This is a genomic window from Methylobacillus draconifructus (assembly GCF_045984385.1).
In the GTDB taxonomy this organism is placed as follows: Bacteria; Pseudomonadota; Gammaproteobacteria; order Burkholderiales; family Methylophilaceae; genus Methylobacillus; species Methylobacillus flagellatus_A.
The window spans coordinates 137893-158780 of record NZ_JBJQIJ010000006.1 but is presented as its reverse complement, the minus strand read 5'-3'; the positions used below and the strand labels follow the sequence as shown (position 1 = coordinate 158780).

Sequence of the window (20888 nt, the reverse complement as noted above, 5' to 3'; positions counted from 1 at the left end):
TCCTCAGCAGCCTGGTTGCCCAGTTCCAAACCGATTTGTTGGCCAAGACCGGGGATTATGACGACATCATCATGGGCGTGCAGTGACATGGTGTTTCTTTCTGGTATCAAGTTGCTTCAGGAAATGCGAACAGATCAAGCTATTGGGGATCACGGGCTTTGTCATATTGCTAGCCCTAACAACTCCCCACGGTGAATTGGCTTGGCTTGTGAGGTATGACAGGGATGGGCCATCGAGATGGCCATATTTCTCGAATACGGATCTGATCAGCTGGTGGACGTTCTCGGGCAGGTACCGCGCGCTGACGGAACCGACCAGGGAGGGATCGATTACCTCCCTACCAAACTGCTGGGTTGCTCGATACAACGTGGGAATCATGACGCCCAGCTCCCAGGCCTCAACGTTGGCATCGATCAGCGGCTGATCGTGCAGGGCCATACTCCAGCCATGCGCCAGGTAGACCAACTTCACCAGCTGTTGCGGTGTCAGGCTCCTGGATTGCTCCTTGGCAGCCACCAGCATGGCCTCGGCCACATAAAGCACATCAAACAAGGGGCACATCCTCGCCAAATGCCATGGCTTCCATGTAGCACATTTCGGCGCATGCCCACATCCAATGGTGATAATGGGCCTCAGCTTCGGGGTGCAACCTGCCCAGCCAGTAATACACCGGTATATGGGTGCCAGCTTTCATGGAATAGCCTTTGAGGAATATTGGATTGCCACGGCCTGTGGCGCTTGATAAATGATACTTGCGAGCTATAAAAGGATTCGAACCTCTCCATGCATAACACTCCACGGAATTTCACTGACTCGCGATGACCGGGGAACACCCCAATCAATCAGCTACTTCTCCCGTATCTTTTATGCATGGCACCCCACCCATACGACCAATGTTTTGCACGATCGCTCGACACTTTGGGCCTGCGCAGACTACCAAAATGTACATATGTCAGGGCCGGTATAAGCTCGCAAGTACCACTCGGAAACCATTATACCGAACCAGGCCTATGTTGTCAATGTGGTATATGATATGCATTTTATTGAGTGGCAGATTTGAGGGCAGCCAATGCCAAATTCACGGGTCAGCCTGGCGTTGGCCGGCACACTAGAAGGCGCCGCGGGGAATATCCATTGTACTATCCAGCTACACAAGCTGAGTTGGTACCGCACCGTATGGGAAACCTAAAATATTATGAGGATGTACTAGGCAGAAATGGCCTCATCATCCCGGTCTACTGCAATTTCGAGCTGTTGCAGAAAATATGCAAAACCTTGCATGAAAACCCGCATAGCAACGATGAAGAGATCGCCGCAATCTTGTCCGAGGTCTACAGCCCCAACCACCTCGCTGCCATGGTCCTTTACCGATATCCTGATGTCCCCATCGTATGCAACTTCAAGGATTCGATTACCGAAGCCATCACTGCGCATTTCTTGGGCCTACGGCATGCGGCCGTGGCCGCCCTGGCGCCCGTTGTTGAAGGGATAGGCAATGTGCTTTACCAGGAACGCAAACTGGGTGGATCCAGGCTGCATATCAAAGATAAATTCGAGCTCCTGGCCAGGCACGCTATCAATGATGTGAATGAAAAGAAGATTGGTGCGTATGAAGAGGTCGATTCAATGCTGGAATCATTCCTCACATTCCTGAATAGATATTATTACACCAGCTCCAAATCCTACCCGCTGGCTGACAAAACCAACCGCAACGGTATATTGCATGGGACATATACGGACGCCGACTATGGCAGTGATCTCAACTTCTACAAAATATTGAGCGCTGTTGACATGCTTTGCCTGATCTCAAAATTCCAGGTACTCCAACCAAGGTGGACAGATGAAAGCAGAGCCTTGGGGGCGCAATTCGCACATTACCGGACGATCAGACTGCCGATGATATCCAGAAACACTGAGAATGAGGGGTTACCCGGCACGGAGAACTGATCGGAATCCGCGGCAAACCCCGCCGTTCATGGCGGGGAAGGATAGCGCGGACGGCAAATAGCCGTCCTATGTTGGTTTTTAGTGAGGGGTCTGCTGCTGTTCGATGTATTGCCTGACGATCTCAATCGGCGCACCACCGAAACACCGGGCAAAAATGTTAGAGCCAAATCCGGCCTAAACAAGGCCATCCTCGATCAAGGCTGGTTCGAGTTCCGCCGCCAATTGGACTACAAACTGGACTGGAATGGCGGGCAACTCGTTGCAGTGCCACCCAGAAACACCAGCCGGACCTGTCCGTGCTGCGGACATGTCGCCAAAGAGAACCGGCTAAGCCAAGCGCGGTTCGAGTGTGTGGAATGCGGTTTCGAGGAAAACGCCGATCTGGTCGGTGCTATCAATGTGCTAAGGGCGGGACACGCCCGGTTAGCTTGTGCAGATACTTCGCCTGTTGTTGGGGCGTCGGGCCAAGAACCCACCGAAGCGACTCAGGCTATCGCAGCCTGAGCGCCGCAGGAATCCTCGTTCTTTAGGGCGAGGAGGATGTCAACTTAAGGTCGCATCCGAGGTTTTGGGCTTTGCTCTGCAGCTTCGGACTCCAGCCTATCAACCTTGCGTTGCAGGGATTCCAAATCGCCTTGAAGTTTTTCAATGAGTTTTTGCTTCACATTGATAACGATCTTGTGACCGGCTTCCATGGTGAGAACCGTTTGCCTATTGGCGATCAGCTCATCCTCACGCGCCTCCCAAGCTCTGGAAAAGCCTTGGAATAACTGAGCCGTATCCTTGTCGATATACTGCCCATTACCATCGCGATCAGCATTAACTTTCGGGAAGTAATGCTCGAAAACAAACTGGGTATTCGTAGTAGCTGGCACGGAAGGCTCCTGGTGGGAAAACACCATGAATTCATTAAGAGATTTATTGGTAAGCATTATACCAAAAATCAGGTTAAATCTCCAATGCTATACCGTGTACGCAATCTATCGATTGTGGGAATTCACTCTTCAATCCTTGCCCAGCGTAATTCCTACTTCAATGTAAACGTCCAGGGCGGCACCACAGCCACCAGCTCACGGCGAACATGATAAACGCGTTCTGCCAGGCTCGTTTTTGTGGCCTCATCCAGATCCAGGGACGGTTGCTGCAGCTCGATTGGGGCACGCACGAAATTGCATGCCTTGATCAGGTGGCGGAGCAAATTGAGGCCGTGGCGACCCTCTTCTGACCAGCGGCCTTCCCCATCCCGTAAATCGGTTGGGAAGATGGCCAAGGACAGGATCTGCTTGTCCTGTAGGGACCAGTTGGTGAAAGGCACGCTCTCACGAATTAGGTCATGAATGCGTACTGTGTCTTCTTTGATCATGTCTTGTTGTCTCGCCCAATAATTCATCACACCACCCCGATCTTGCGCTTGTACTGCATTTCAAGGCCAAAGGCTTGCATCAGTACACCTTGGTCGGCTGGCTCTGCTTTGGTGGCGGCAATATGCTCTTTGGTGATCGGAATACCATACTGGAGCTGGATTTCAGCCAGTAAATTCTCGGTCGACAAATACCAGGTGCCGTAGGCATTGAATTTCTTCAGCTCCGCCATTCGTTCCAGGATATCCATGGGGTCCAGCATGGGCACCATTAATGCAAGATCTTCCAGATCCCGCTCGCGCGCAGCATCAGCCTTCATGATAAACAAATCGATGGGCGCCAGACAACGAATCCGGACAATCTCATCCAGATGGACAATCGGGGATTTCATGGCGTCACCGATCGTCACCTGGCCCCAGAAGTTATGGTGGGTAGTGACATCCAGATCAGGCGCCTTCTCCCTGGTCCAGGCGTTAAACAGCGCCATATCGTCGGTGTATATATCAAAATCACCAATCTCGTTCCGCATTTTGTGGTGGAACATGGCAGCCCCACCAGCAAGAACGATATCAATCGGGCCTTTGCTGATGTACTGGGCAACCTTATCTGATAACTGCTGCAAGATCGACATGGCTGTTCCCTTACTTGGCCTTGAGGCGCATTTCTTTGTTGTAGGCTTCTACGATCTCATTGAAGATATCGTCGATAATGCCTTGGGTGATCTTGTCATCGAACACTGTCTCAACTAGCTCTTCACTCCTGCGTTTGACCTCATCGGAAATGCCGAATGGGTAGCTGGTAGCCAGCATGCGGCGCGCATCAATGCCGCCCATCTTGGCGTACAGCATGGTCCTGATGATGCGATCTTCAGCTGTGGTTGAAAATGTCCAGTATTCAATAGGCCCGATCGTGCTGGTCACCAGCTGAGAGGTGCGCTCAGAGTAGTCCTTGGTCACCATATTGATCAGGAATGTGGTCCCGATCTTTGGGCGCGGGCCATGTGTATGCTTCACCAGGGCAATTTTTGCAGTCTCACTGAGGCCAAATCGCTCACTGATATCCTGCACATCGCGTTGATCGAATTTGCCCATGATGAAAATCGTGGTGGCTAGCGAGATCATGATGGGATCGAAATCCGTCATATCCTGGGAGGCCAGTGCCACGTGCACGCCCCACTTACGGCCTTCGCGGATATCCGTGATCAATTGCTCACGGACGGCAACGGCACGCTTGGTACGATGGATTTCATCCATGCAGAGGCGCTTGATATCCTCGCTACCCTCTTTGATGCGTTGCTTATGGAAAGCGGAGTAGGTCGGATTGATCTCTGCCAGATTATCGTTGGTGAGGTAGAAGTCGCGCGCCAGCACGAAGCGACCCAGCATATACATGACCGAGGTTTGCTTATCTGCAGCAGGACCACCAGTCTTTGCCACTTCATCCAGATCCAGCGATACAACCCGGGCAGCCGAAATATCAAACTTGGTGGGTTTCCCGATAATTGGGTACTCACGGATAGCCGTACTAATCGCGCGGTTGTAACCATCGGATGGAGTTTCCCCGGTCTCAAGCACGTTACGGAACAAATCTGTAATTTGCGGTGATCTGGCTACTTCAATGGTGTCCGACAAGGTGGGTACAGCATACCTTTGCGCCATGCCAGCGGCATGGTAATCACCCTTGGCAAAGAGATCGTCCACGACTTCCCACCAGCTGGTTTTACTATCAATTTTGATCCCGTTATCGGCAATGGCCTTGTCGACTTCCGGGTCGGTATTTTCGGAATACCGGCGTGCGCCTGCGCCATCGGACAAGAGTTTATAAGTCTCATCAATCACAATGCCGATCATGTCAGCCATACCGTCATGGGGCTTCTCATGTCCGACTGGTGTGGTCAGCAACAGTAGGAAGTTGGTCAGGAAAGCGCGGTGACTCGCGATTGGCCTGCGGTTACCCAGGATGGTGTCAAAACCATTGATCGCGCAATCATTCGTCATGCGCAGGCGATGGTAAGCCACTTCATGTTTACGATTTGCGGGGAGCTGGTCACGCACGGCTTCTATCAGGCCTGCACTGGAAGTACCGATATCCAGGATCGCAATACGCGGCAGGCGCTTGAGGCGTGGATCAGAGCATAAAGCCAGGTTAATGCTGTTCATGTTGACCGATTTACCTGAGCCCATGCCGGCAAAGAACAACTCAATCCAGGCAGCCTGTAGTGGGGAGCCTGGAGAATATGGCCATGGCAGGCCATCTGGCGTGCGATAAATCACGGTACCGGCGCGCCATGGGCTGGCAGGTCGCGTGATGGGCATCATCCTAACAACGTCATCCAAAGGTGCCGCGCATGGTACCGCAACGCCATCACTGGACTGGCCTAGCACGGTCGACATAAACCCTTCTGCTGAGTCACCAGAGATTTCATTGACTTCGCATGAACCCCAGGCCTCAATCCCCCTTGCCAATTGCGACAGGCGGCTGCTCAACAGGTTGATATCCCCATTGGAAACCCATGTTGAAAAGACGATGCTGAACCGTGTATCAATGTCGCCAGTAGCTTTGACGTCTTGTTCAAGGGTTTTGTATGCTTCAACGATCGATGAGTTGCCAGAATGGGCAAACCCTAGAATTGAGGCCATCAAGCGTTTGAGCCAGATGGACTTCAGGCCACCACTCTCGAACGTCATGGACATGCGCCAGGGAATGCCGGCATTCAACATGCGCTTGAACAGTGAATTGAAGTGCTGTGGATCCATGGGAGGGAGCTCGACCGCTACTGTGGCGTGGATACGGTTGCCGACAGCGTAGAATTGATGATCGATCACACGACCATCCCTGGGGCACAACTGATCACTGATCTTTGGCCACAGCAGATTCGAGATGTCATCACGTGGATTGTTTGGCAACCTGATAGGTAGTTTGTCACCGACCAGGCTAGGCTTCCAAGAATCGTCCGTAAAATCAGGATCAATCGTTTTGCGGATAGCACGGCATGCAGCGTGGGCCTCAAGAAGCTCAATGATGAGGCCGGCATTATTCAAGTCATCAGTAAACGCACTGACAAACGACTTATGACGATCGCGCAGTGCGCCAACGGCCACCAGCGGGTTTTGGGCCAGCTTGGATGTTGCGCCACCCTTTTTCTTGTAGCTTTCTGTGCTACGAGCGCGGGAAGCCTTAAGATCAGATGGTGACAGAGCATTCAGCTTGGTGCGCAACACAAAGAAAGTGTCTTCCATGTGGCAATGTGCAGACATCGCCTTGATGCGGTCTTCCACCATGTCCTTGATGGAAAAACCAATGCCTTCGGCCGCGCGCACGGAAGGTGCATACAAATCACCAAGCCTACGGTCAATACCATCTTGGTCCACCTGGTAGAACACCTGGACTGAATAGCCATTGCTATCAGACATGTAGGATTTCAATGACCGGTGTACTTCCCCGTGCATTGCCTCGAATTCCTCTGCGCCCATCAGCTTACGAGAACCATGAAGACGTACGATCGAGATCAATGAGCCATCCTTAAGCGCCAGGACGTTCCTGCTATCATTGGTTTCGATGTCAATGTAGTCAGCAGCATGCTGCTTGAGGCCAGACCCTACCCAGGTCGACATTTCCTCTAGGAAATCGATCAGTGAATCGACCATGCTCATGCTTGTTCCCCTTGTTCTTTGTTCTGGTCGGCATACATCTTTCGCAGGTATTCAACAGAAACCCGGATATGCCCAGTAATCATGGATTGAATTTGTTTATTGATCTCAGGAGGCAAGGTGGTACTCCACTTGCCGATGTCGTTGGTAGCAGTTTTCAGGCGGGTCATGTTTTTATGACCAGGCATTGGGCACGCCAGGCGATCCATCGCCAGGAGCAAGTGGTGGCCATTGCCCTGCAGGCGGCAACGCATATCCAATTGAGAGACAAAATCCTCAATGGGTATTGGCACCTTTTCGCCGTGATAACCTAAAACCTCTGGTGTCTTTTGTTCGGTTGTCATGCCAATTCCTCGCGCACCACTGAATCTTCAGGAACTGATAGCGGCGGATACAACCCTGCCCCACCAGCAATTTCAATCACATCAGTGAGGTTGCCAAACGGCACATCAATGGTCACAGAACCAACCCCGTAGGAATTGATCTGGATGCCCTGCTTGTGGACTTCCATAGCGCGAAGCATGGTGAAGCAACGATCAGAAGCTCTTAGCCAGGACACGCGAGGTGCATGCAGCTTGTTGGACATATCAAACTTGAATGCCTGAGGGGTGGCGAGGCCAACCCAAAAATTCTCAGCCAGGAGCCCAATAGATATGGAAAGCTGCCCAAAACCAGGCTCAACCTCTGGCGCGGGAATCTTGGTTACCAGTGGCTTGTACTCGTTAAACAGAAACACGGAATCAATATCGATGCTCGCGAATTTGGATAGCGCCAACAGCTCGGGATGAGAGATCCAGCGGCGGCGATGATTAGCCCCACTGCCAAAGGAAATCACATTCGCGTATTCCTGGGCGACTGAAGCGATCGCGCCTTCCACCAGCACGGGCTGTTTGAGATCCAAGACCCATTTCATGCGCTCATTCTTGGGAGGAAGTGACTTCCGCTCAATATAGGAAAACTGCAGACCTGGAATGGGTGTCGACAAGACATCCATGGCATGATGGTAGCGATTACGCTTGAACAGCAAACCACGGGAACGCACGCGGCTGGGATTCTTGGTGCACTTCACGAAAGCCTGGTAGGACTGGCTGCATGCCAGATCCATTTCATTCGACAATGGATTATCCTGTGGCAACAGCAAGACGCGCAGGTCATCACTCAGCTTCTGGCACCTGGATTCCAACAAGCCATAGTGCATTTCAGACAGGTTCATTACTCTGGAGAAAATCTCGGACAGCACGACCACTGCATCATTGACTGGAATAAAGCGTGAGGTGATCCCAAGCTCATCCATGAGCATGCTCATGCTGGTGCGTAGGTAGTCCGAATTGCGCATGTGGGCCATGCGGGACATGCCTGCCCGATAGAAATTCTGGACATCCAGACTGGTCCACCAAAGGACATCAGATCGAAGGTCACAAATACCCTTGATGCGGAAAGCTTCTTCGCCATCAATAGAGGCCCAGCCCCCTTCAGGCCGCATTTCATCGAACAGAACGGTACCGCAACGCATGATTTCCCCTGCTATTCGGTGATGGCCTTGACCAGGCCTGGCCAAGATGAAATTGGTAAGCCCTTGTAGGCGTGTTTAAGCCAGTGCTGTATTTGGTTACCCATGCGGTCCGGGCGAGCCAACACACGCACACCCTTCAGCAGCTCTGGATTGATGCTCTTCTCTGCAACATCCAGAATGGCCTGGCCGAAGAACACAGGATCACTCGCACGCTCAGAAAACACTTCTTCCAGGTAGAGGGCGCGGGCTTCCAAGGCGGCGTAAGCTGAACGAGCTGACCCAGCAATGGGGAGTGCTGGCTCCAAGAGGCGCACTTGATCCTGGATGTAGGCTTGCTTATTGAAGCCTTCGCCGTCTTCCAGGGACTCTTCCTTTTCAGCCAACTCTTCAGCGCGCTCAAGGATGGCAGCAGCTTGTGGGTTGTCGGCAATCAGCCTCGGATCGGATTCGGCCACGATCGAAATGAAGATGGCGCGCACGAAATTATTGAGGTCTGCCTGGCTTATCTCGGGCAACCAGATCAGAGACGCTGACTGGTTCTCACCGGCATGGCCAATGTGAAACACTTGATGACACATTGGGCACAAGGTCGCCAGGTTGGAGGCTTTATTGTTGCCATGGTCATGATCGAGATGATGGACTTCCATGAAGGATGGTCCATCACCACTTTTTGTCTTGGTAGGGGGTGAACGGAAGTTGCAACCCCTGCAGGTGAAGTCATCGCGCTCAATCACGCGCTGGTGGGTATTCTTGATGGCAGGATCTGTCACCTGGCCAGCACTAGCAGTACGCCACGTGGTGCGCCTCAGATTCAGATCAAGCGAGATGAGCTTCTTGTGTTGCATTATTGAACCCGCAAGCTTTCACCACGGGAACCTTGGGACTGACGGTCACCAGCAAAGATGGTTTGGCCACCGGTGCTGAGCACGGAAGTCATGTAGGCGCAGAGAACCGCACATGCAAACAGCATGATGGGTGTCTTGATGGGGTGATGCTCTGCGTTTTCGCCGTGCTGCTTGAACTTGAAGATGGCAGCCAGCAGCAGGAAGAATGCAGCCACATAGCCGATAGCACCGGCCAGGCCACCGACGCCCTGGAGAGAGTTGGTAATGTTGTTGGCGATATCACCCAGGCTTGCAGCACTTGCCGCCACCGGGAATGCCAGCAGCGCTGCCATACTTGCAAACAACAACACCTTGCTTTGAGGATTGCTTAACTTCATTTTAGAACTCCTTGGTTAGAGACTTTGGTTAGTTGATAACGCAGGTGCCGGCGACTACTTCCGCCTTATCTGCATCAATTTTGGTTACGGTGCCGCAATGCTGCACGTGGTCACCCAGGGCCACATCAGCGCGAACGCCATCTTGGTCTTGCAGGAATGCACGACCTGGAACGATCGCAGCCAGCAGAGGCTTGGCACGCTTGGGCACCACTGCAGCAACAGGCTTGGATTCAGGCGCGCGCGGAGTTTCATCCTTCTCACGCTCGATATCACGCTGTATTTTTGCGAGACGTTCTTTCTCAGCATCCTGTTGTGCCTTAATGGCTGCCGCCTGGCGTGCACGACGCGCTGTGGCATCAGCAGAGGATGTTTGGGATGCAGGAGCAGCTTGAGCTGGGGCAGCAGCTGGTTTAACGGCTGCCACGGGCTTTTGATGTAACGCAGTGATACGGCGCTCATGATCGGCGAGGATTTCCTCGATCTTCACTACGCGTGTTGTCACACCAGCCAGCTTGGATTCCAGCTCGGCAAGACGATTGCCGGTGACATTGCTTCCAGCACCCAGAACCAATGCTTGATTGGCTACAGGTTGAGGTTGAGCCTGAACAGGGATGGCAGCTTGTGGCTGAACCGCTTCAGGATCTTGTGGGGCGACCTGGCCTTGTGGACCCGGCTGCTCCAGATTCAGTTGTGGCGCCTGATCTGCAGGCTGCACTTGCTGTGGTGACTGGCCATAAGGGTTCTGGCCGGCATAAATTGCTTGTGGCTGCCGGGCTGTATATTGCTCATTCGGTACTTGATAAGCACTGTTACCCTGAAAAACAGGATCAGACTCCATCCCGGAATCACCACCCGAGCTGATCACTTTGTAGCTAACAAACAGCACAGCCGTGGCCACCACGCCAGCAATCACGATATTCATGTTGCGCTTACGTTTCTTGGCTTGTTCTTCAGCCTCGTATTCAGCCTCCAAGGCCTCTTGAGCAGCGGTATCTCTACCAAGCTCATCTTCCTGCTGGTCATGCTCGGCACTGAAGTCTGGGAAATCGTTATCCTGGGTCTCAGAATAATCACTCCCATGACCCGGAGTGTCGTTTTCCAAATCATCAAATGTAGACGCCATAGTGGCTCCCGTTAAAATTTCGTATTAGGTATGTTATACGCAGTTCGCGCATCAAAATCAAGGAAGTTTTAGCTTTGCTGCCTCGCTTTCCGGAACCTTTACCCTGACATCAGACATGAAAACGATGGCGATAGGCGTACCTGATGCAATTTTGACCGTAGGCTGCACTTGGGCACGGCGCTGGAGGTCACTGGAAACTACCTGGCCGGCACGACCTGCACCCACCAGCATTTGATCACCGAAATCGAGCTCGCCGAAAGCAGTTGTGCTGCCCAGGCCAGAGCTATTGATCACAGAGGCAGAACGCGCTGCAGCTTCACCAATACCCTGGATAAAACCAGCAGCCAGCGGCAAACCGTAACGCAGCCAATAGTGATTGTCGACGCTGGTGGCCATACCCTTCTGGTAGGTGTCAGCATCGATGGCCAGGCCATTGATTGTGATGGCATCCGCATCCCACACCGGGCTCAATGTTGTGAACTTTAGTGACAGGGTCTTGGCATTCGCTGAATTCGCCTTGGCGAAATTGCCGATAACCGTAGCATTGCGCAGAGGGCCATTGGTAATGGTGGCAATCGTATCGGTGTTGGCATCATCCGAATTGGATTCGAATTTGGTCACGGCCATATAGACGGTACCAGCACGCAAGCGGATGTACTTGGCATTGGGATCTTCTGGCTCGCTGTTACCCATGACACCCTGAGCTACTGGCTGGGTAGCCACTGCTTGGTTAGCCAGGTTTATAGGCCCACCATTCATATTGCCAGCGCCGGTCGCCGGCACGACAGCATTATCCTTTATCACTTTCGAAGTGCCGCCATTGGAGACCCATGCGGCGGTCATGGACTGCCACTGACTCTTCATCCCTGCATCCATGGATTGATCACGGACGTAGCCCACCTGCTGGTAGCCAGACTGGTAGCCCTGATATTGCACCTGATTGACTGGCTGAGGTTCCAAAACCCTTTGCTCAGGCACTTCTTGCTGCGCGTGCGCTGCAGGCAGCTCGATGTGCACACCACCGCGGCGTTCAGCTTCCTCAGCCTTACGGCGGTTTTCCTCGCGCTCCAGCTCCTGGTATGCCAAGGAAGTTTTGTCATTGAGGCCAACACCCTGGGAATTCAAAGCAGGTGTCGTAATGGATGCCTGGGACAAATCATCCTTCTTACCTTTGCCATTCACAACCAGGAAGGCAATCACAGCCATGAAGGACAGGCCAACGGCCACCATGATCACTTTGGGTCGTGTCTTGGGGTTGGTGGTCAGGCCCTTAACGTTCTTGGATGCAGCCTCACGGCGCGACTGGGAAACGTCCGCCCCAGATTCCAGTTCATCCATCAAATCTTCGCCAGCCATTACTTTTCTCCAATTACGATTTGTTGTGGGTGACCATCTTCGCCAGCAGTGATCACAGGAATTGGTGTGATCTCATAGGCGTGAACGCCTTGCGGGCTACCACGATGGTCTGTCCAGGATGGCGCATACATGGTCATGCGCGTACGAATGTAGTATTTGTCGCCTAGTTTCCACGCTTGCACGCGGGTGTCAGAGCTATCCAGGGCAATAGCCTTTTCTGGTGCTACACCGTCGACAAACGAGGTCATCACAGGATTGGCCTTAGGCGTGTTGCCGGAATAGATTGTGGGAGCAACCGCCTTTGGGCCACGGCCCAGCATTTGGATCGTGGTGTTTACATCAACGCTCTTCTGATCGGAAGTGACCACCAGCGAGATGGTCTTGCCGCCTTCAAGCGTCACTTCCATGCCACCAAAGATATAGGAGCCTATCGGATTGACCGCCAGGTGGTGACTGGTTTCAGGATTGGGGTTTTCAACCTTAAATATGGCATCGTTGCCACCGCCATAGTGGATGATGGGCCACGGCGCGCCGGTGACATCAGTGAAAATCAAGGTGGTCACAAAATTGCGACCCAGGCGGATAACAGGGGGAGACTCACCAGGTTCACCCTTGACGGCAATCGTGGATACCACGGGCTTGGGTGGGTCATTGGGAAGCTCGGATTTGGCTTTTTGGAGCTCATCCAGCATTTTGCGCAGCTTGCGAACCATGTCAGGCGTCATCGGCATTTCCGATTCCACCAGCGCCTGGAATGACTCATCGCGGATCTGCTCGCGGCTTGGCTGTGCCATAGGCAATGGAGGCATTTGAAGGCCACCAGGTTGCGTGGGCAGCGACACATCACGACTATCAGGGATGGTAGCACCTGAGCTTACGCGTGCGATCTTGCTGTTTGCAGGATCACCAGCTAATGCCGCTGGCAAATTCTGGTTTCCTTGAGCCGGAGGGATCACAGGTGCGTCCGCTGCCATGCTTTCAAGTGCCACCAGCACCAGCGCAAGTGGAAGATATGTCTTACCGCGCAGTTTGGAAGAATGCTTGGCCATGTTCTAGTTACCCTTAGTGTTGCCACCATTACGGTTGGCTACGAATTTTTCGGTCAGCAGGAAATCAGCCAGGTATTGCTTCTGGGGACTGTCCTGCAGAGGTGCTTTTTCATAATGTCTCGCCAAATCGGCGAACTTTGCCAAGGGACCCATGCGATCCAACTCATCTTCCCAGGCAACGGCATAATCAGCGTCTCTGATATCCAAGCATTCGGTATTAAATCCACTCATACCCACATCCCTTCTCTACATTTTCGGTGCTACAAAGCTACTAATGGCTAGGCCATCAGTGAATTCTGTCTGGTTGGCACGGACAACCGTCATCTTGACCAGGTAATCCTCATTTTGGATGTTCTGGCGGCCGGAGTAAGTTACGCGAATGGGAACCTCGATCTTCCAGGCGCGCACACCGTTGATGATCCCGCGATCGACGACAACCGGGGAATTGATACGGGTAGCTGATAAAACAAGACGCTCACCAGTAACCAGCTTGAGCATTTTTGACTCGGCCAGTTCAGTGACAATCTTGTCCCAGGCCTCATTGGTAAACTTATTGCGGCAGCCATCCAGTAGTTGACTACGCCAGTTCACATAATCGTAGGTAAACATACAGGTTGCAACATCGCCGACCACCTGGAGCATACGGGCATCACTTACAGTGGGCTCGGAATATGGGACCATAGGGACAATTGAACCCGTGGGGGACATCCCAAAATACTTGTGCTCTTTTTGGTTGAGCATATAGATCAGGAGCGCAATCACCACCAGCGCACCCGCAAGCGCCAAGCCCAGATAAATGGAAATGCGCATCAGGCCACGATAACCATCCCGATAAAACATGGCGCGTTCCACAACCAAGCCGGCTCCTTCGAGCTCCCCAGCCTTCTCATGTGGGTGTTTTTCATTACGTCCCATAGAATTCATGTCCTTTTTTTAATGTGCATAAGGTATCACATACGCAATTTTGATTCAAATTGTTTTATTGAACTTCGACGTAATCTGCATAGTATGGGTCTCCGCCATAACCCGCGTTTTTAAAGCGGCTATGCTCGCCATCAAACTTCGCGTTTGCTACACCCAGGCTGCCGGAACGTTGTTTAGCAACTATCAATTCCGCAATTCCTGGCATTGGGGAATCCTTGTGATAAATATCATCACGATAAACAAACAGGATGCAATCCGCATCTTGTTCGATCGCGCCAGATTCACGCAAGTCAGCAGGGATTGGACGCTTGTCTGCACGCTTTTCCAGGTCTCGGGACAGCTGTGACAGAGCAATAACAGGCACGCTTAACTCTTTGGCCATGCGCTTCATGGCTCCTGAAATCTCGGTGATCATTTCGTAGCGACCGCTGACGGATTTCACGGTAGTAGCAATTTGGAGGTAATCCACGACGATCAATCCAAGACCATGTTTTCTAGCGTGGCGCTTTGCCGCGACGCGCATTTCTTCAATAGCTAGCGCTGGGCGGTCATCAATGTGGATATTCATCCCTGCAGACCGATTCATGGCCGCACTGTATTGATCCCACTCATACTCCGAGAGGTCACCAGTACGGAGCTTCTTGCCATCAATACCCGCCATGGAGCCAGCGGTACGCCCACCCAGCTCAGAAGAGCGCATTTCCAGCGAAAATATCAGGGATGGGATGTCATTGTTGATTGCATTATGCTCAGCAATGTTGACTGCCAACGTGGTCTTGCCCATGCCAGGTCGACCAGCAATCACAATCAGCTCACCAGGCAAGAAGCCATTTGTCAGCGCGTCCAGATCATCAAGGCCCGTGAAGATAGGCTTGATATCCCCGGAATTCATTTGCTCCATCTCAACACCCTTGATGCGAATGGCATCATAGAGCGACATGGCTTCATACTGAATTGGAATGCTCCGCTCTACCTCATCCATGATTGCCGCAATGGCTGAGGCCTTGGCTTCAACGTTGACCGCTGAGGATGCCACCTTCTCCATCTTGCGGGCAGCTTCAATGGTTCGCCTGGAATACGCATGCTGACGAATGGCCAGAGCGTAGGTTTCCCCACTTTCCTCGGGCACTTCCATGCCATACAGAGAGCTCAGGTAGTCCAGCAGATCACGATTGGAATACTGCAGCACCATGTTGTTGACCGTAATTGGGTCAATGGCCAGCGCCTTTTCATCCAGTTCTTTGATCACCCGCCAAATGGTGCGATGGTCATCATTGAAGAAATCACTCTCCTGGCAGAGGTCGATGAAATCACGGCTGCTTTTAAGAGTCAGGGCAAGCAGCGCCTGTTCAGCCTCTTCATTGTGGAGGACTTTAGTTGTATCGAGCATGATGATTCCTAATTCGAAGGCAAGCGTACCAAAGGCTTCTGGATATCCAGCTGGAGCCTATCCTTGCTAGCAGACTTGAGTGTGACGCGCGGGGATCCATTCCCGTAGGCGCCCACCAAGAACTCTGCCTGAGGCGTATCGCCACAAGCGGCATAGTGACCCATGAACTCCCTGAATACGTCCTGCTCCTGGCGCTTATTGATGTTCTGACACAATGACACCCAGCCACCCATGCGGCTGATAGCACCATGGGTCTTTGCGTCATCAAAATTGATGGCATAGCTGCTACCAAAGTGCTTGATCGCGTACAACACCTTGGACCAGGCATTATTGGAGTTGAAGGCTCCCTTTAGGCGCAGGTGGATATCCCCCGGCACAGGCTGGGGCAATCTACGGCCTGACATGGACTCATTGGCATATGCGGTCGTGGTTTCGACAAACTCAGCCAGTGTGCACTTGTCCTTAAAGGACATAAACCAGAGGTACGAGCCTGAAACCCCGATATCCTGGCGGTAATAGGTCTGCATGAAAGCCTGGATGTAGGATCCAAACTCCTTCACATTGCTTTCTGCGATCATCGCGTTTTGAGCGAAGTAGCTCATGCATTTATCTCCATCTCAATGGGCTGCTGCTGACCACCATTGATCAACTGTTCCAGGCCATTGCCCACTTCATGGGCGCGGTCATCTGGGCGAGCACGCTGGAATACGCCGCGGCCCTGTCTGGTCATCACTTCATGGCCAGGGGTGATCAGCAGATCTTCACCATTGTTCTGCGCAGTGGAAATCCACTGGTTGAGGAAGCGAGAAAGACCAGTAGCTGTTTTACGCTTTTGAGGATTGTCCGACATCCAGCGCTGAGCTTTCTTAACCCGGGCAATGTTATTGCCATGTGGGTAGGGTTCGTCATATTCACTCACACGGCCCTGGCTAATACCCAACTCAGGAATATTGCCAGTCAGCTGGAACACGGTGACGACTGGCGTGACATCGTCCAAATTCTTGACCAGCACCGGCGATTGATTCTCGGTGAGGTCTTCGCTGAAGCGAAGCAAACCAACGTTTTTCACTTGCTCATACCTATAGCCATTTACTCGCACGATGTTCGACTTAACTACGGGCTTTTGAGGCTTCGCCTCGACCGGGAATAATGTTGGGCTGGATGCATTCTCTTGGGCTGGATTGATTGCATTCAAACCTGGCTCGACTTGGGTTTCAGAAGTGCTGGCAGATGGCTTGAATTCATCTTTGGAGGGCTTGCCCACACCACGCCTACCAATCCTGGTTGAACCATCATGGAAGATCAGCTCACCCTCAGTGAACGCTGGCAGCACGGATGCACGTTCACGCGGGTTGATGTGCTGGTGCTTGGTGAAATCAATGATCTGACCGTAATCAGTGCCATCAACGCTGTAGCGGATGATGCGCTGTGCTTTTTGGAGCTCAAGCATGGCCGATTCAACGACCGACTCTCCATCCAACACCAGAAAACGCATGGTTTTAAGATCCCAGGTAAAGCGCCCTTCCCTATCTGCCACCGTGTGCAGCGCCAGGTAAACAATCCTGACCGGTAGAGATGATTCAACCTCAGCCGCATAGAGAGCGTCGTCAAAGAAAACATCACCTTGCAATGTTCTCGCCATTGTTCTTTGGGCATTGGATCTCATGCCTATCTCCATCTCTGTTACTTGGCTACCGTTAGGGCGTGGGCAAGATGCCTGGAATAGGTGGAGACTGCTCTCCAGTAGGCCGCCATTGGGCCCTTCCTAGCCTTCCATGATCTCTCAGCTTCGAGATTGGCCTGAATTCGCAATTCCCGGAAAACCTCCGCAATACGCTCACGATCCTCTTTGGGAAGATTCATCAGCGCCTTGCCTGCGGCCAATTTCAATAATGGGTTGATATAGCCCATACAACTCTCCGATTATTGAGATTCCCGGAAAACAAACCAATCCGAAAACCACATGATTGCATATCATGTACTAGATACGCATTATATTGATCTGCCTTGTTCGTGTCAATATAACCTCCCATCCCAATCCCATAAATAAAGGGTTTGCAGCCAAGATCTATGCCTGTTTTTGAGGGTCAGCAAAGGCACATTTCAATGTGACTGTGCAAAAGGTTTTGATCTTGTCTTTAGCATTAAAGGGGAATTAAAGAGAGTATTAAGGCGATTGATATAAACCTATATTACTCATACGTATCATGTGGTTAGATAGAGTATCGATGCATTCTCGGTCGGTGATCGACTAACATTTGGTCGGTGACAAACTATACCTTGGTCGGTGATCGACTATGCCCAAAGCTGGCTTTTCGGCCACGCGTTGAGCACGCGTCAGGCACGCGTCAACCACGCGTAAAAAATAGTTTATGTGGGAGTAAAACAAAGGCATTTTTCAAGAATGCATAAATATCGCTTATGTGGTATAATGTACGCATTGTTTGATTAGAAAGACCTCAGATGAGCGATATCCAGAACAGTGAGCATGAAGAAGCTACAGGCGCCATAGGCCCTGTGATCAGCTTTGATTGCGACATGCCTGCATTGGAGAACACACCTCCAGCAAGATTGGCTCACTTGAAAGGGTTGATCGCCGAGCTTCCCCAATACCCATTCCTGGATGAGCCAAGGATTAACCGTTGGCTTAACTTCATCCTTTCGGTTGAACCTGAGCGTGTGGAATGGCATATCGCCCGCTTGAGAGGTTTTGGCGGTAGTGAAATGGGCGTCATCGTGGCCCCTATGGTGGGTGAGCACAATCCATTCAGGTCTACCCTGGACGTATACCAGGACAAGATGATGCTGAAGCTTCCTGATGGCCCCTCCGGCGATACACGCCGCGGCACATTCATGGAAGACACCATCCGTGACATCTTCCGCGCTAAATACAACGCACAAGAACTCACTGAAGAGCTGGCAAAGATGGCAGGATTTAGTGATCCAAAACATCCTTGGCTGGTGGGCAACCCTGACGACCTGGTTCGTATCGGTAACAAGGTCTACATGGTGGACTACAAGTGCCCTCGCCCCGGTTTCAAGGAAAAGTACGACAAGAACGGTATCAGCTTCGATTACTACGTCCAGCTGCACCACTATACCCTGATCGCGCGCAAGCTGGGCATCCATATTGATGGCCTGCTGCTCTCATCCTTTGACATGGTGACCTGGGACGTCGATGTCCGTGGCGTCGAAATGTCCGAACCTATGTTCGACAACATTCTGGCGGCTGGTGACTGGCTCTATTTTGAATGCATGCTGAAGAACGAGGCACCACGCTTCAGCGGATCGCAAAGGAACACCATCACTGAAGAATCCGAAAATGGCGCCCTACTGCGTGAGCTACTTGATCGCTCCCTTGTTTACACCGTCATTGCAAACCGGGCTTATGCCAAGGACAAGGATGTCAAGGCCGAGATTGCCGCATTGTTGGAAGGTCGGCGCTTCGGAAACGTCAAGCAAACCCACAGCTTGATGGAAATCACGCCCAAGATTGAGCTTGATCAAGATCTGGCCGCTCATGAGCTAACGAGGCTGGGCTATGTGCTGGATGACTTCATGGTTCCGTCCCAGGAGATCGATTACGAAAAATTGTTGCAGCTTGCCAACACCGCAGGTCTGGATGTCGAGTCCTGCAGAACACTGCAACTGGATGAAGCCATGGTACGTCACGTACTGGAATCCAATGGCGTCTTTGAGGCGAGTTACACCACTGAAACCTACAAGATTGGCATGAGCCTATCCAGGGCGGAAGCCATTAAGAAGCCCTTGAATGAAATCAAGAGTGTCGCTGAAGAAAACATCAACGAGTTCATGGCCAAAACCAAGGGCGTGTTTGTACCTGAGAACCAAAAAAGTCCTGGCAGAAAACCCGGCCCAGGCATGTAGTTTTTAATCAATTTTTCACAAGGAGTGCAATATGGGTCTGCAAGATTATCGTAACAAGAAGGCTGCTGGTACCGGCAACAATGGCGGCTCCCCCAACCTGGGCAATGCAGCAGTAAAGGTCTTGAGTGTCCAGAATGATGACGGCATCGTGAAGATCAATGCAGAACTGTTGTTTGATTCGATTGGCCGCAAGGCTGGTGAACAAATCCAGGTTATCTACAACCCCGACACCGCAATCAAGATTACTGAAAACCTGAAGCGCGGTATGGGCACTTCCAAGGATTCCATTCTGATCCTGGAAAACGTCGTGAACGGCAAGGAAGAAGGCGTCGTGGTGGCCCGCTGGATCACTACCGCCGTGAGTGCAACCAAGGCTATGGATGAGGCCACTGGTCATCACCTCCGTGAAGTTGAAGCCGTCATGCTGCAAACACCGACCATTTTCTTCAAGAACCCAACACCGGCTGCTGGCGAACCTGAATACATCAACTTCGGCCTGACAACCACACAGCAATACCTACCGGTGAAGAACGGTAACAATTCCCGCCGTATTGTGTTTGACCGTGCTTGGTTGACCGGTAAGCTGGGTGATGCGTTGAAGCGCGAAAGCCAAGGTGATTACCCTAACGTATCGCTGAGCGCCCTGGCGCTGGCTCCACATAGCAGCATCCTGGTAACCAGCATTGATGGTGCGATCGGTGAAGTGGTGGAAATTACTAACAACCCCAATATGGTCGCCCTGGTGCGTATTCGTGACGAAAACAACGATGTGGCTACTGCACAGATACGCCGTCGTTATCAGCAAGATAGTGATGACCTTGAAAAGCAACTGCGCGAAGGTAACTTGATCCGTGACATTCCTAACGAAGCCCTGGCAGATGAACTGGAAGCTGGCAACTGGAAGCTCGAAATCGTAACTGGTTCCGATATCCCCTACCTCGGTGATACCCGTACCAAGGTGCTGAGTGAAGTAGCCAACACACCACTGGAAAACCTGCACAACCACACCATCACCTTCGGTCAAGAATCCGCAGGTCGTGTTGTTGACGCGATTATCGTCACTATGCCAACCAAGGATGGCACTCCATGCTTCACGCATGAGCCTCTTCGCCTGACTGGTAGCCAGCGCTCTGCTATTAGTTACCTGAAGACACCTAACTTCGATGTCGCTGAACCTGCCCGTCAAGCTGCGACTCGTAGCGATGACAATGCTGGCCCTAGTGATACAGCTGATGCCGGTGGCGCCCCTGAGCCTGGCGGCGAAAGCTTCTCTGCCAATGGCGCGTCTGAAGATGACTATCACTTCGATCACGCATCGGCATCCCAGGCCCAAGAAGCCCAGCAGCATCAACAGCAGCAAAGTGAAACTCCACCAGCAGCTACAGCTCGCGGTCGTCGCCTGGGCAGCTAAGCCTTAAATCCATCCTCCCGGGCGTAAGCCCGGGTTTTCCCAGGTGTCTTGATT

Annotated in this window: 22 protein-coding genes and 2 pseudogenes; 4 read left to right on the top strand and 20 right to left on the bottom strand. The window is 52.1% G+C overall.

What is annotated here, in order from left to right:
- Positions 1–69 precede the first annotated feature (69 nt).
- A complete protein-coding gene (locus ACKF11_RS13535; protein WP_407997574.1) occupies positions 70–543 on the bottom strand; it encodes a Panacea domain-containing protein in 474 nt (157 codons plus the stop codon).
- Position 544: 1 nt separating this feature from the next.
- Positions 545–694, bottom strand: a complete 150-nt coding sequence (locus ACKF11_RS13530) for a hypothetical protein (protein ID WP_407997495.1) — start codon at positions 692–694, stop codon at positions 545–547.
- Positions 695–1176: 482 nt separating this feature from the next.
- Here ACKF11_RS13530 and ACKF11_RS13525 point away from each other — a divergent pair, with 482 nt between their 5' ends.
- Entirely contained in the window at positions 1177–1947 is a 771-nt protein-coding gene (locus ACKF11_RS13525; protein WP_407997494.1) for a hypothetical protein, read from the top strand.
- 78 nt (positions 1948–2025) lie between these two features.
- Here ACKF11_RS13525 and ACKF11_RS13520 read toward each other — a convergent pair.
- Positions 2026–2100, bottom strand: a pseudogene (locus tag ACKF11_RS13520) (IS200/IS605 family transposase); the annotation flags it as partial.
- Positions 2101–2112: 12 nt separating this feature from the next.
- On the opposite strand from ACKF11_RS13520, the pseudogene ACKF11_RS13515 reads away from it, so the two are divergent.
- Positions 2113–2451, top strand: a pseudogene (locus tag ACKF11_RS13515) (RNA-guided endonuclease InsQ/TnpB family protein); the annotation flags it as partial.
- A gap of 44 nt (positions 2452–2495) precedes the next feature.
- Here the strand turns inward: ACKF11_RS13515 and ACKF11_RS13510 are convergent.
- The 17 genes from ACKF11_RS13510 to ACKF11_RS13430 all read right to left on the bottom strand — a co-directional run bounded on the left by ACKF11_RS13510 (position 2496) and on the right by ACKF11_RS13430 (position 17446).
- Positions 2496–2879, bottom strand: coding sequence for a hypothetical protein (locus tag ACKF11_RS13510; protein WP_407997493.1), 384 nt, complete (start codon positions 2877–2879; stop codon positions 2496–2498).
- Between the two features lie 95 nt (positions 2880–2974).
- Positions 2975–3310: a hypothetical protein gene (locus ACKF11_RS13505; protein ID WP_407997492.1), complete on the bottom strand. Its 336-nt coding sequence runs from the start codon at positions 3308–3310 to the stop codon at positions 2975–2977.
- A 26-nt stretch (positions 3311–3336) separates the two neighbouring features.
- A complete protein-coding gene (locus ACKF11_RS13500) occupies positions 3337–3939 on the bottom strand; it encodes a hypothetical protein (protein WP_407997491.1) in 603 nt (200 codons plus the stop codon).
- Positions 3940–3949: 10 nt separating this feature from the next.
- On the bottom strand, positions 3950–6961 hold the full coding sequence (locus ACKF11_RS13495; RefSeq protein ID WP_407997490.1) for a putative type IV secretion/conjugal transfer ATPase: 3012 nt from the start codon (positions 6959–6961) through the stop codon (positions 3950–3952).
- Positions 6958–7302 (bottom strand): hypothetical protein, encoded by a 345-nt coding sequence (locus ACKF11_RS13490; RefSeq protein WP_407997489.1) that lies wholly within the window; start codon positions 7300–7302, stop codon positions 6958–6960. Before ACKF11_RS13490 ends, ACKF11_RS13495 begins: the two co-directional genes overlap by 4 nt.
- Positions 7299–8471 carry a hypothetical protein gene (locus ACKF11_RS13485; protein ID WP_407997488.1) on the bottom strand — a complete coding sequence of 391 codons (1173 nt, stop codon included), beginning with the start codon at positions 8469–8471 and terminating at the stop codon, positions 7299–7301. Before ACKF11_RS13485 ends, ACKF11_RS13490 begins: the two co-directional genes overlap by 4 nt.
- 11 nt (positions 8472–8482) lie before the next feature.
- Positions 8483–9316: a hypothetical protein gene (locus ACKF11_RS13480; protein ID WP_407997487.1), complete on the bottom strand. Its 834-nt coding sequence runs from the start codon at positions 9314–9316 to the stop codon at positions 8483–8485.
- Positions 9316–9693, bottom strand: a complete 378-nt coding sequence (locus ACKF11_RS13475) for a hypothetical protein (RefSeq protein WP_407997486.1) — start codon at positions 9691–9693, stop codon at positions 9316–9318. The genes ACKF11_RS13480 and ACKF11_RS13475 overlap by 1 nt, the downstream gene beginning before the upstream one ends.
- Positions 9694–9721: 28 nt before the next feature.
- A complete protein-coding gene (locus ACKF11_RS13470; protein ID WP_407997485.1) occupies positions 9722–10816 on the bottom strand; it encodes a hypothetical protein in 1095 nt (364 codons plus the stop codon).
- A 57-nt stretch (positions 10817–10873) separates the two neighbouring features.
- Positions 10874–12172: a DotG/IcmE/VirB10 family type IV secretion system protein gene (locus ACKF11_RS13465; protein WP_407997484.1), complete on the bottom strand. Its 1299-nt coding sequence runs from the start codon at positions 12170–12172 to the stop codon at positions 10874–10876.
- Entirely contained in the window at positions 12172–13221 is a 1050-nt protein-coding gene (locus ACKF11_RS13460; RefSeq protein WP_407997483.1) for a DotH/IcmK family type IV secretion protein, read from the bottom strand. The genes ACKF11_RS13465 and ACKF11_RS13460 overlap by 1 nt, the downstream gene beginning before the upstream one ends.
- 3 nt (positions 13222–13224) lie before the next feature.
- Positions 13225–13452 carry a hypothetical protein gene (locus ACKF11_RS13455; protein ID WP_407997482.1) on the bottom strand — a complete coding sequence of 76 codons (228 nt, stop codon included), beginning with the start codon at positions 13450–13452 and terminating at the stop codon, positions 13225–13227.
- Between the two features lie 15 nt (positions 13453–13467).
- The gene (locus tag ACKF11_RS13450; RefSeq protein ID WP_407997481.1) at positions 13468–14136 is read right to left on the bottom strand and encodes a DotI/IcmL family type IV secretion protein; all 669 of its coding nucleotides are present in this window, start codon (positions 14134–14136) and stop codon (positions 13468–13470) included.
- 64 nt (positions 14137–14200) lie between these two features.
- Positions 14201–15535, bottom strand: a complete 1335-nt coding sequence (locus ACKF11_RS13445) for a replicative DNA helicase (RefSeq protein ID WP_407997480.1) — start codon at positions 15533–15535, stop codon at positions 14201–14203.
- Between the two features lie 8 nt (positions 15536–15543).
- The gene (locus ACKF11_RS13440) at positions 15544–16137 is read right to left on the bottom strand and encodes a DUF6475 domain-containing protein (RefSeq protein ID WP_407997479.1); all 594 of its coding nucleotides are present in this window, start codon (positions 16135–16137) and stop codon (positions 15544–15546) included.
- A complete protein-coding gene (locus tag ACKF11_RS13435; protein WP_407997478.1) occupies positions 16134–17201 on the bottom strand; it encodes a hypothetical protein in 1068 nt (355 codons plus the stop codon). Before ACKF11_RS13435 ends, ACKF11_RS13440 begins: the two co-directional genes overlap by 4 nt.
- 17 nt (positions 17202–17218) lie before the next feature.
- The gene (locus ACKF11_RS13430) at positions 17219–17446 is read right to left on the bottom strand and encodes a hypothetical protein (RefSeq protein ID WP_407997477.1); all 228 of its coding nucleotides are present in this window, start codon (positions 17444–17446) and stop codon (positions 17219–17221) included.
- A 552-nt stretch (positions 17447–17998) separates the two neighbouring features.
- Here ACKF11_RS13430 and ACKF11_RS13425 point away from each other — a divergent pair.
- On the top strand, positions 17999–19423 hold the full coding sequence (locus ACKF11_RS13425) for a YqaJ viral recombinase family protein (RefSeq protein WP_407997476.1): 1425 nt from the start codon (positions 17999–18001) through the stop codon (positions 19421–19423).
- A gap of 31 nt (positions 19424–19454) precedes the next feature.
- Positions 19455–20834, top strand: coding sequence for a hypothetical protein (locus tag ACKF11_RS13420; RefSeq protein WP_407997475.1), 1380 nt, complete (start codon positions 19455–19457; stop codon positions 20832–20834).
- Positions 20835–20888: the final 54 nt, after the last annotated feature.

Excerpts from the sequence above, each read along its gene's own strand:
- ACKF11_RS13530 (WP_407997495.1), bottom strand. The coding sequence starts at position 694 with ATGAAAGCTGGCACCCATATACCGGTGTATTACTGGCTGGGCAGGTTG.
- ACKF11_RS13525 (WP_407997494.1), top strand. The coding sequence starts at position 1,177 with ATGGGAAACCTAAAATATTATGAGGATGTACTAGGCAGAAATGGCCTC.
- ACKF11_RS13510 (WP_407997493.1), bottom strand. The coding sequence starts at position 2,879 with ATGCTTACCAATAAATCTCTTAATGAATTCATGGTGTTTTCCCACCAG.
- ACKF11_RS13505 (WP_407997492.1), bottom strand. The coding sequence starts at position 3,310 with ATGATCAAAGAAGACACAGTACGCATTCATGACCTAATTCGTGAGAGC.
- ACKF11_RS13500 (WP_407997491.1), bottom strand. The coding sequence starts at position 3,939 with ATGTCGATCTTGCAGCAGTTATCAGATAAGGTTGCCCAGTACATCAGC.
- ACKF11_RS13495 (WP_407997490.1), bottom strand. The coding sequence starts at position 6,961 with ATGAGCATGGTCGATTCACTGATCGATTTCCTAGAGGAAATGTCGACC.
- ACKF11_RS13490 (WP_407997489.1), bottom strand. The coding sequence starts at position 7,302 with ATGACAACCGAACAAAAGACACCAGAGGTTTTAGGTTATCACGGCGAA.
- ACKF11_RS13485 (WP_407997488.1), bottom strand. The coding sequence starts at position 8,471 with ATGCGTTGCGGTACCGTTCTGTTCGATGAAATGCGGCCTGAAGGGGGC.
- ACKF11_RS13480 (WP_407997487.1), bottom strand. The coding sequence starts at position 9,316 with ATGCAACACAAGAAGCTCATCTCGCTTGATCTGAATCTGAGGCGCACC.
- ACKF11_RS13475 (WP_407997486.1), bottom strand. The coding sequence starts at position 9,693 with ATGAAGTTAAGCAATCCTCAAAGCAAGGTGTTGTTGTTTGCAAGTATG.
- ACKF11_RS13470 (WP_407997485.1), bottom strand. The coding sequence starts at position 10,816 with ATGGCGTCTACATTTGATGATTTGGAAAACGACACTCCGGGTCATGGG.
- ACKF11_RS13465 (WP_407997484.1), bottom strand. The coding sequence starts at position 12,172 with ATGGCTGGCGAAGATTTGATGGATGAACTGGAATCTGGGGCGGACGTT.
- ACKF11_RS13460 (WP_407997483.1), bottom strand. The coding sequence starts at position 13,221 with ATGGCCAAGCATTCTTCCAAACTGCGCGGTAAGACATATCTTCCACTT.
- ACKF11_RS13455 (WP_407997482.1), bottom strand. The coding sequence starts at position 13,452 with ATGAGTGGATTTAATACCGAATGCTTGGATATCAGAGACGCTGATTAT.
- ACKF11_RS13450 (WP_407997481.1), bottom strand. The coding sequence starts at position 14,136 with ATGGGACGTAATGAAAAACACCCACATGAGAAGGCTGGGGAGCTCGAA.
- ACKF11_RS13445 (WP_407997480.1), bottom strand. The coding sequence starts at position 15,535 with ATGCTCGATACAACTAAAGTCCTCCACAATGAAGAGGCTGAACAGGCG.
- ACKF11_RS13440 (WP_407997479.1), bottom strand. The coding sequence starts at position 16,137 with ATGAGCTACTTCGCTCAAAACGCGATGATCGCAGAAAGCAATGTGAAG.
- ACKF11_RS13435 (WP_407997478.1), bottom strand. The coding sequence starts at position 17,201 with ATGAGATCCAATGCCCAAAGAACAATGGCGAGAACATTGCAAGGTGAT.
- ACKF11_RS13430 (WP_407997477.1), bottom strand. The coding sequence starts at position 17,446 with ATGGGCTATATCAACCCATTATTGAAATTGGCCGCAGGCAAGGCGCTG.
- ACKF11_RS13425 (WP_407997476.1), top strand. The coding sequence starts at position 17,999 with ATGAGCGATATCCAGAACAGTGAGCATGAAGAAGCTACAGGCGCCATA.
- ACKF11_RS13420 (WP_407997475.1), top strand. The coding sequence starts at position 19,455 with ATGGGTCTGCAAGATTATCGTAACAAGAAGGCTGCTGGTACCGGCAAC.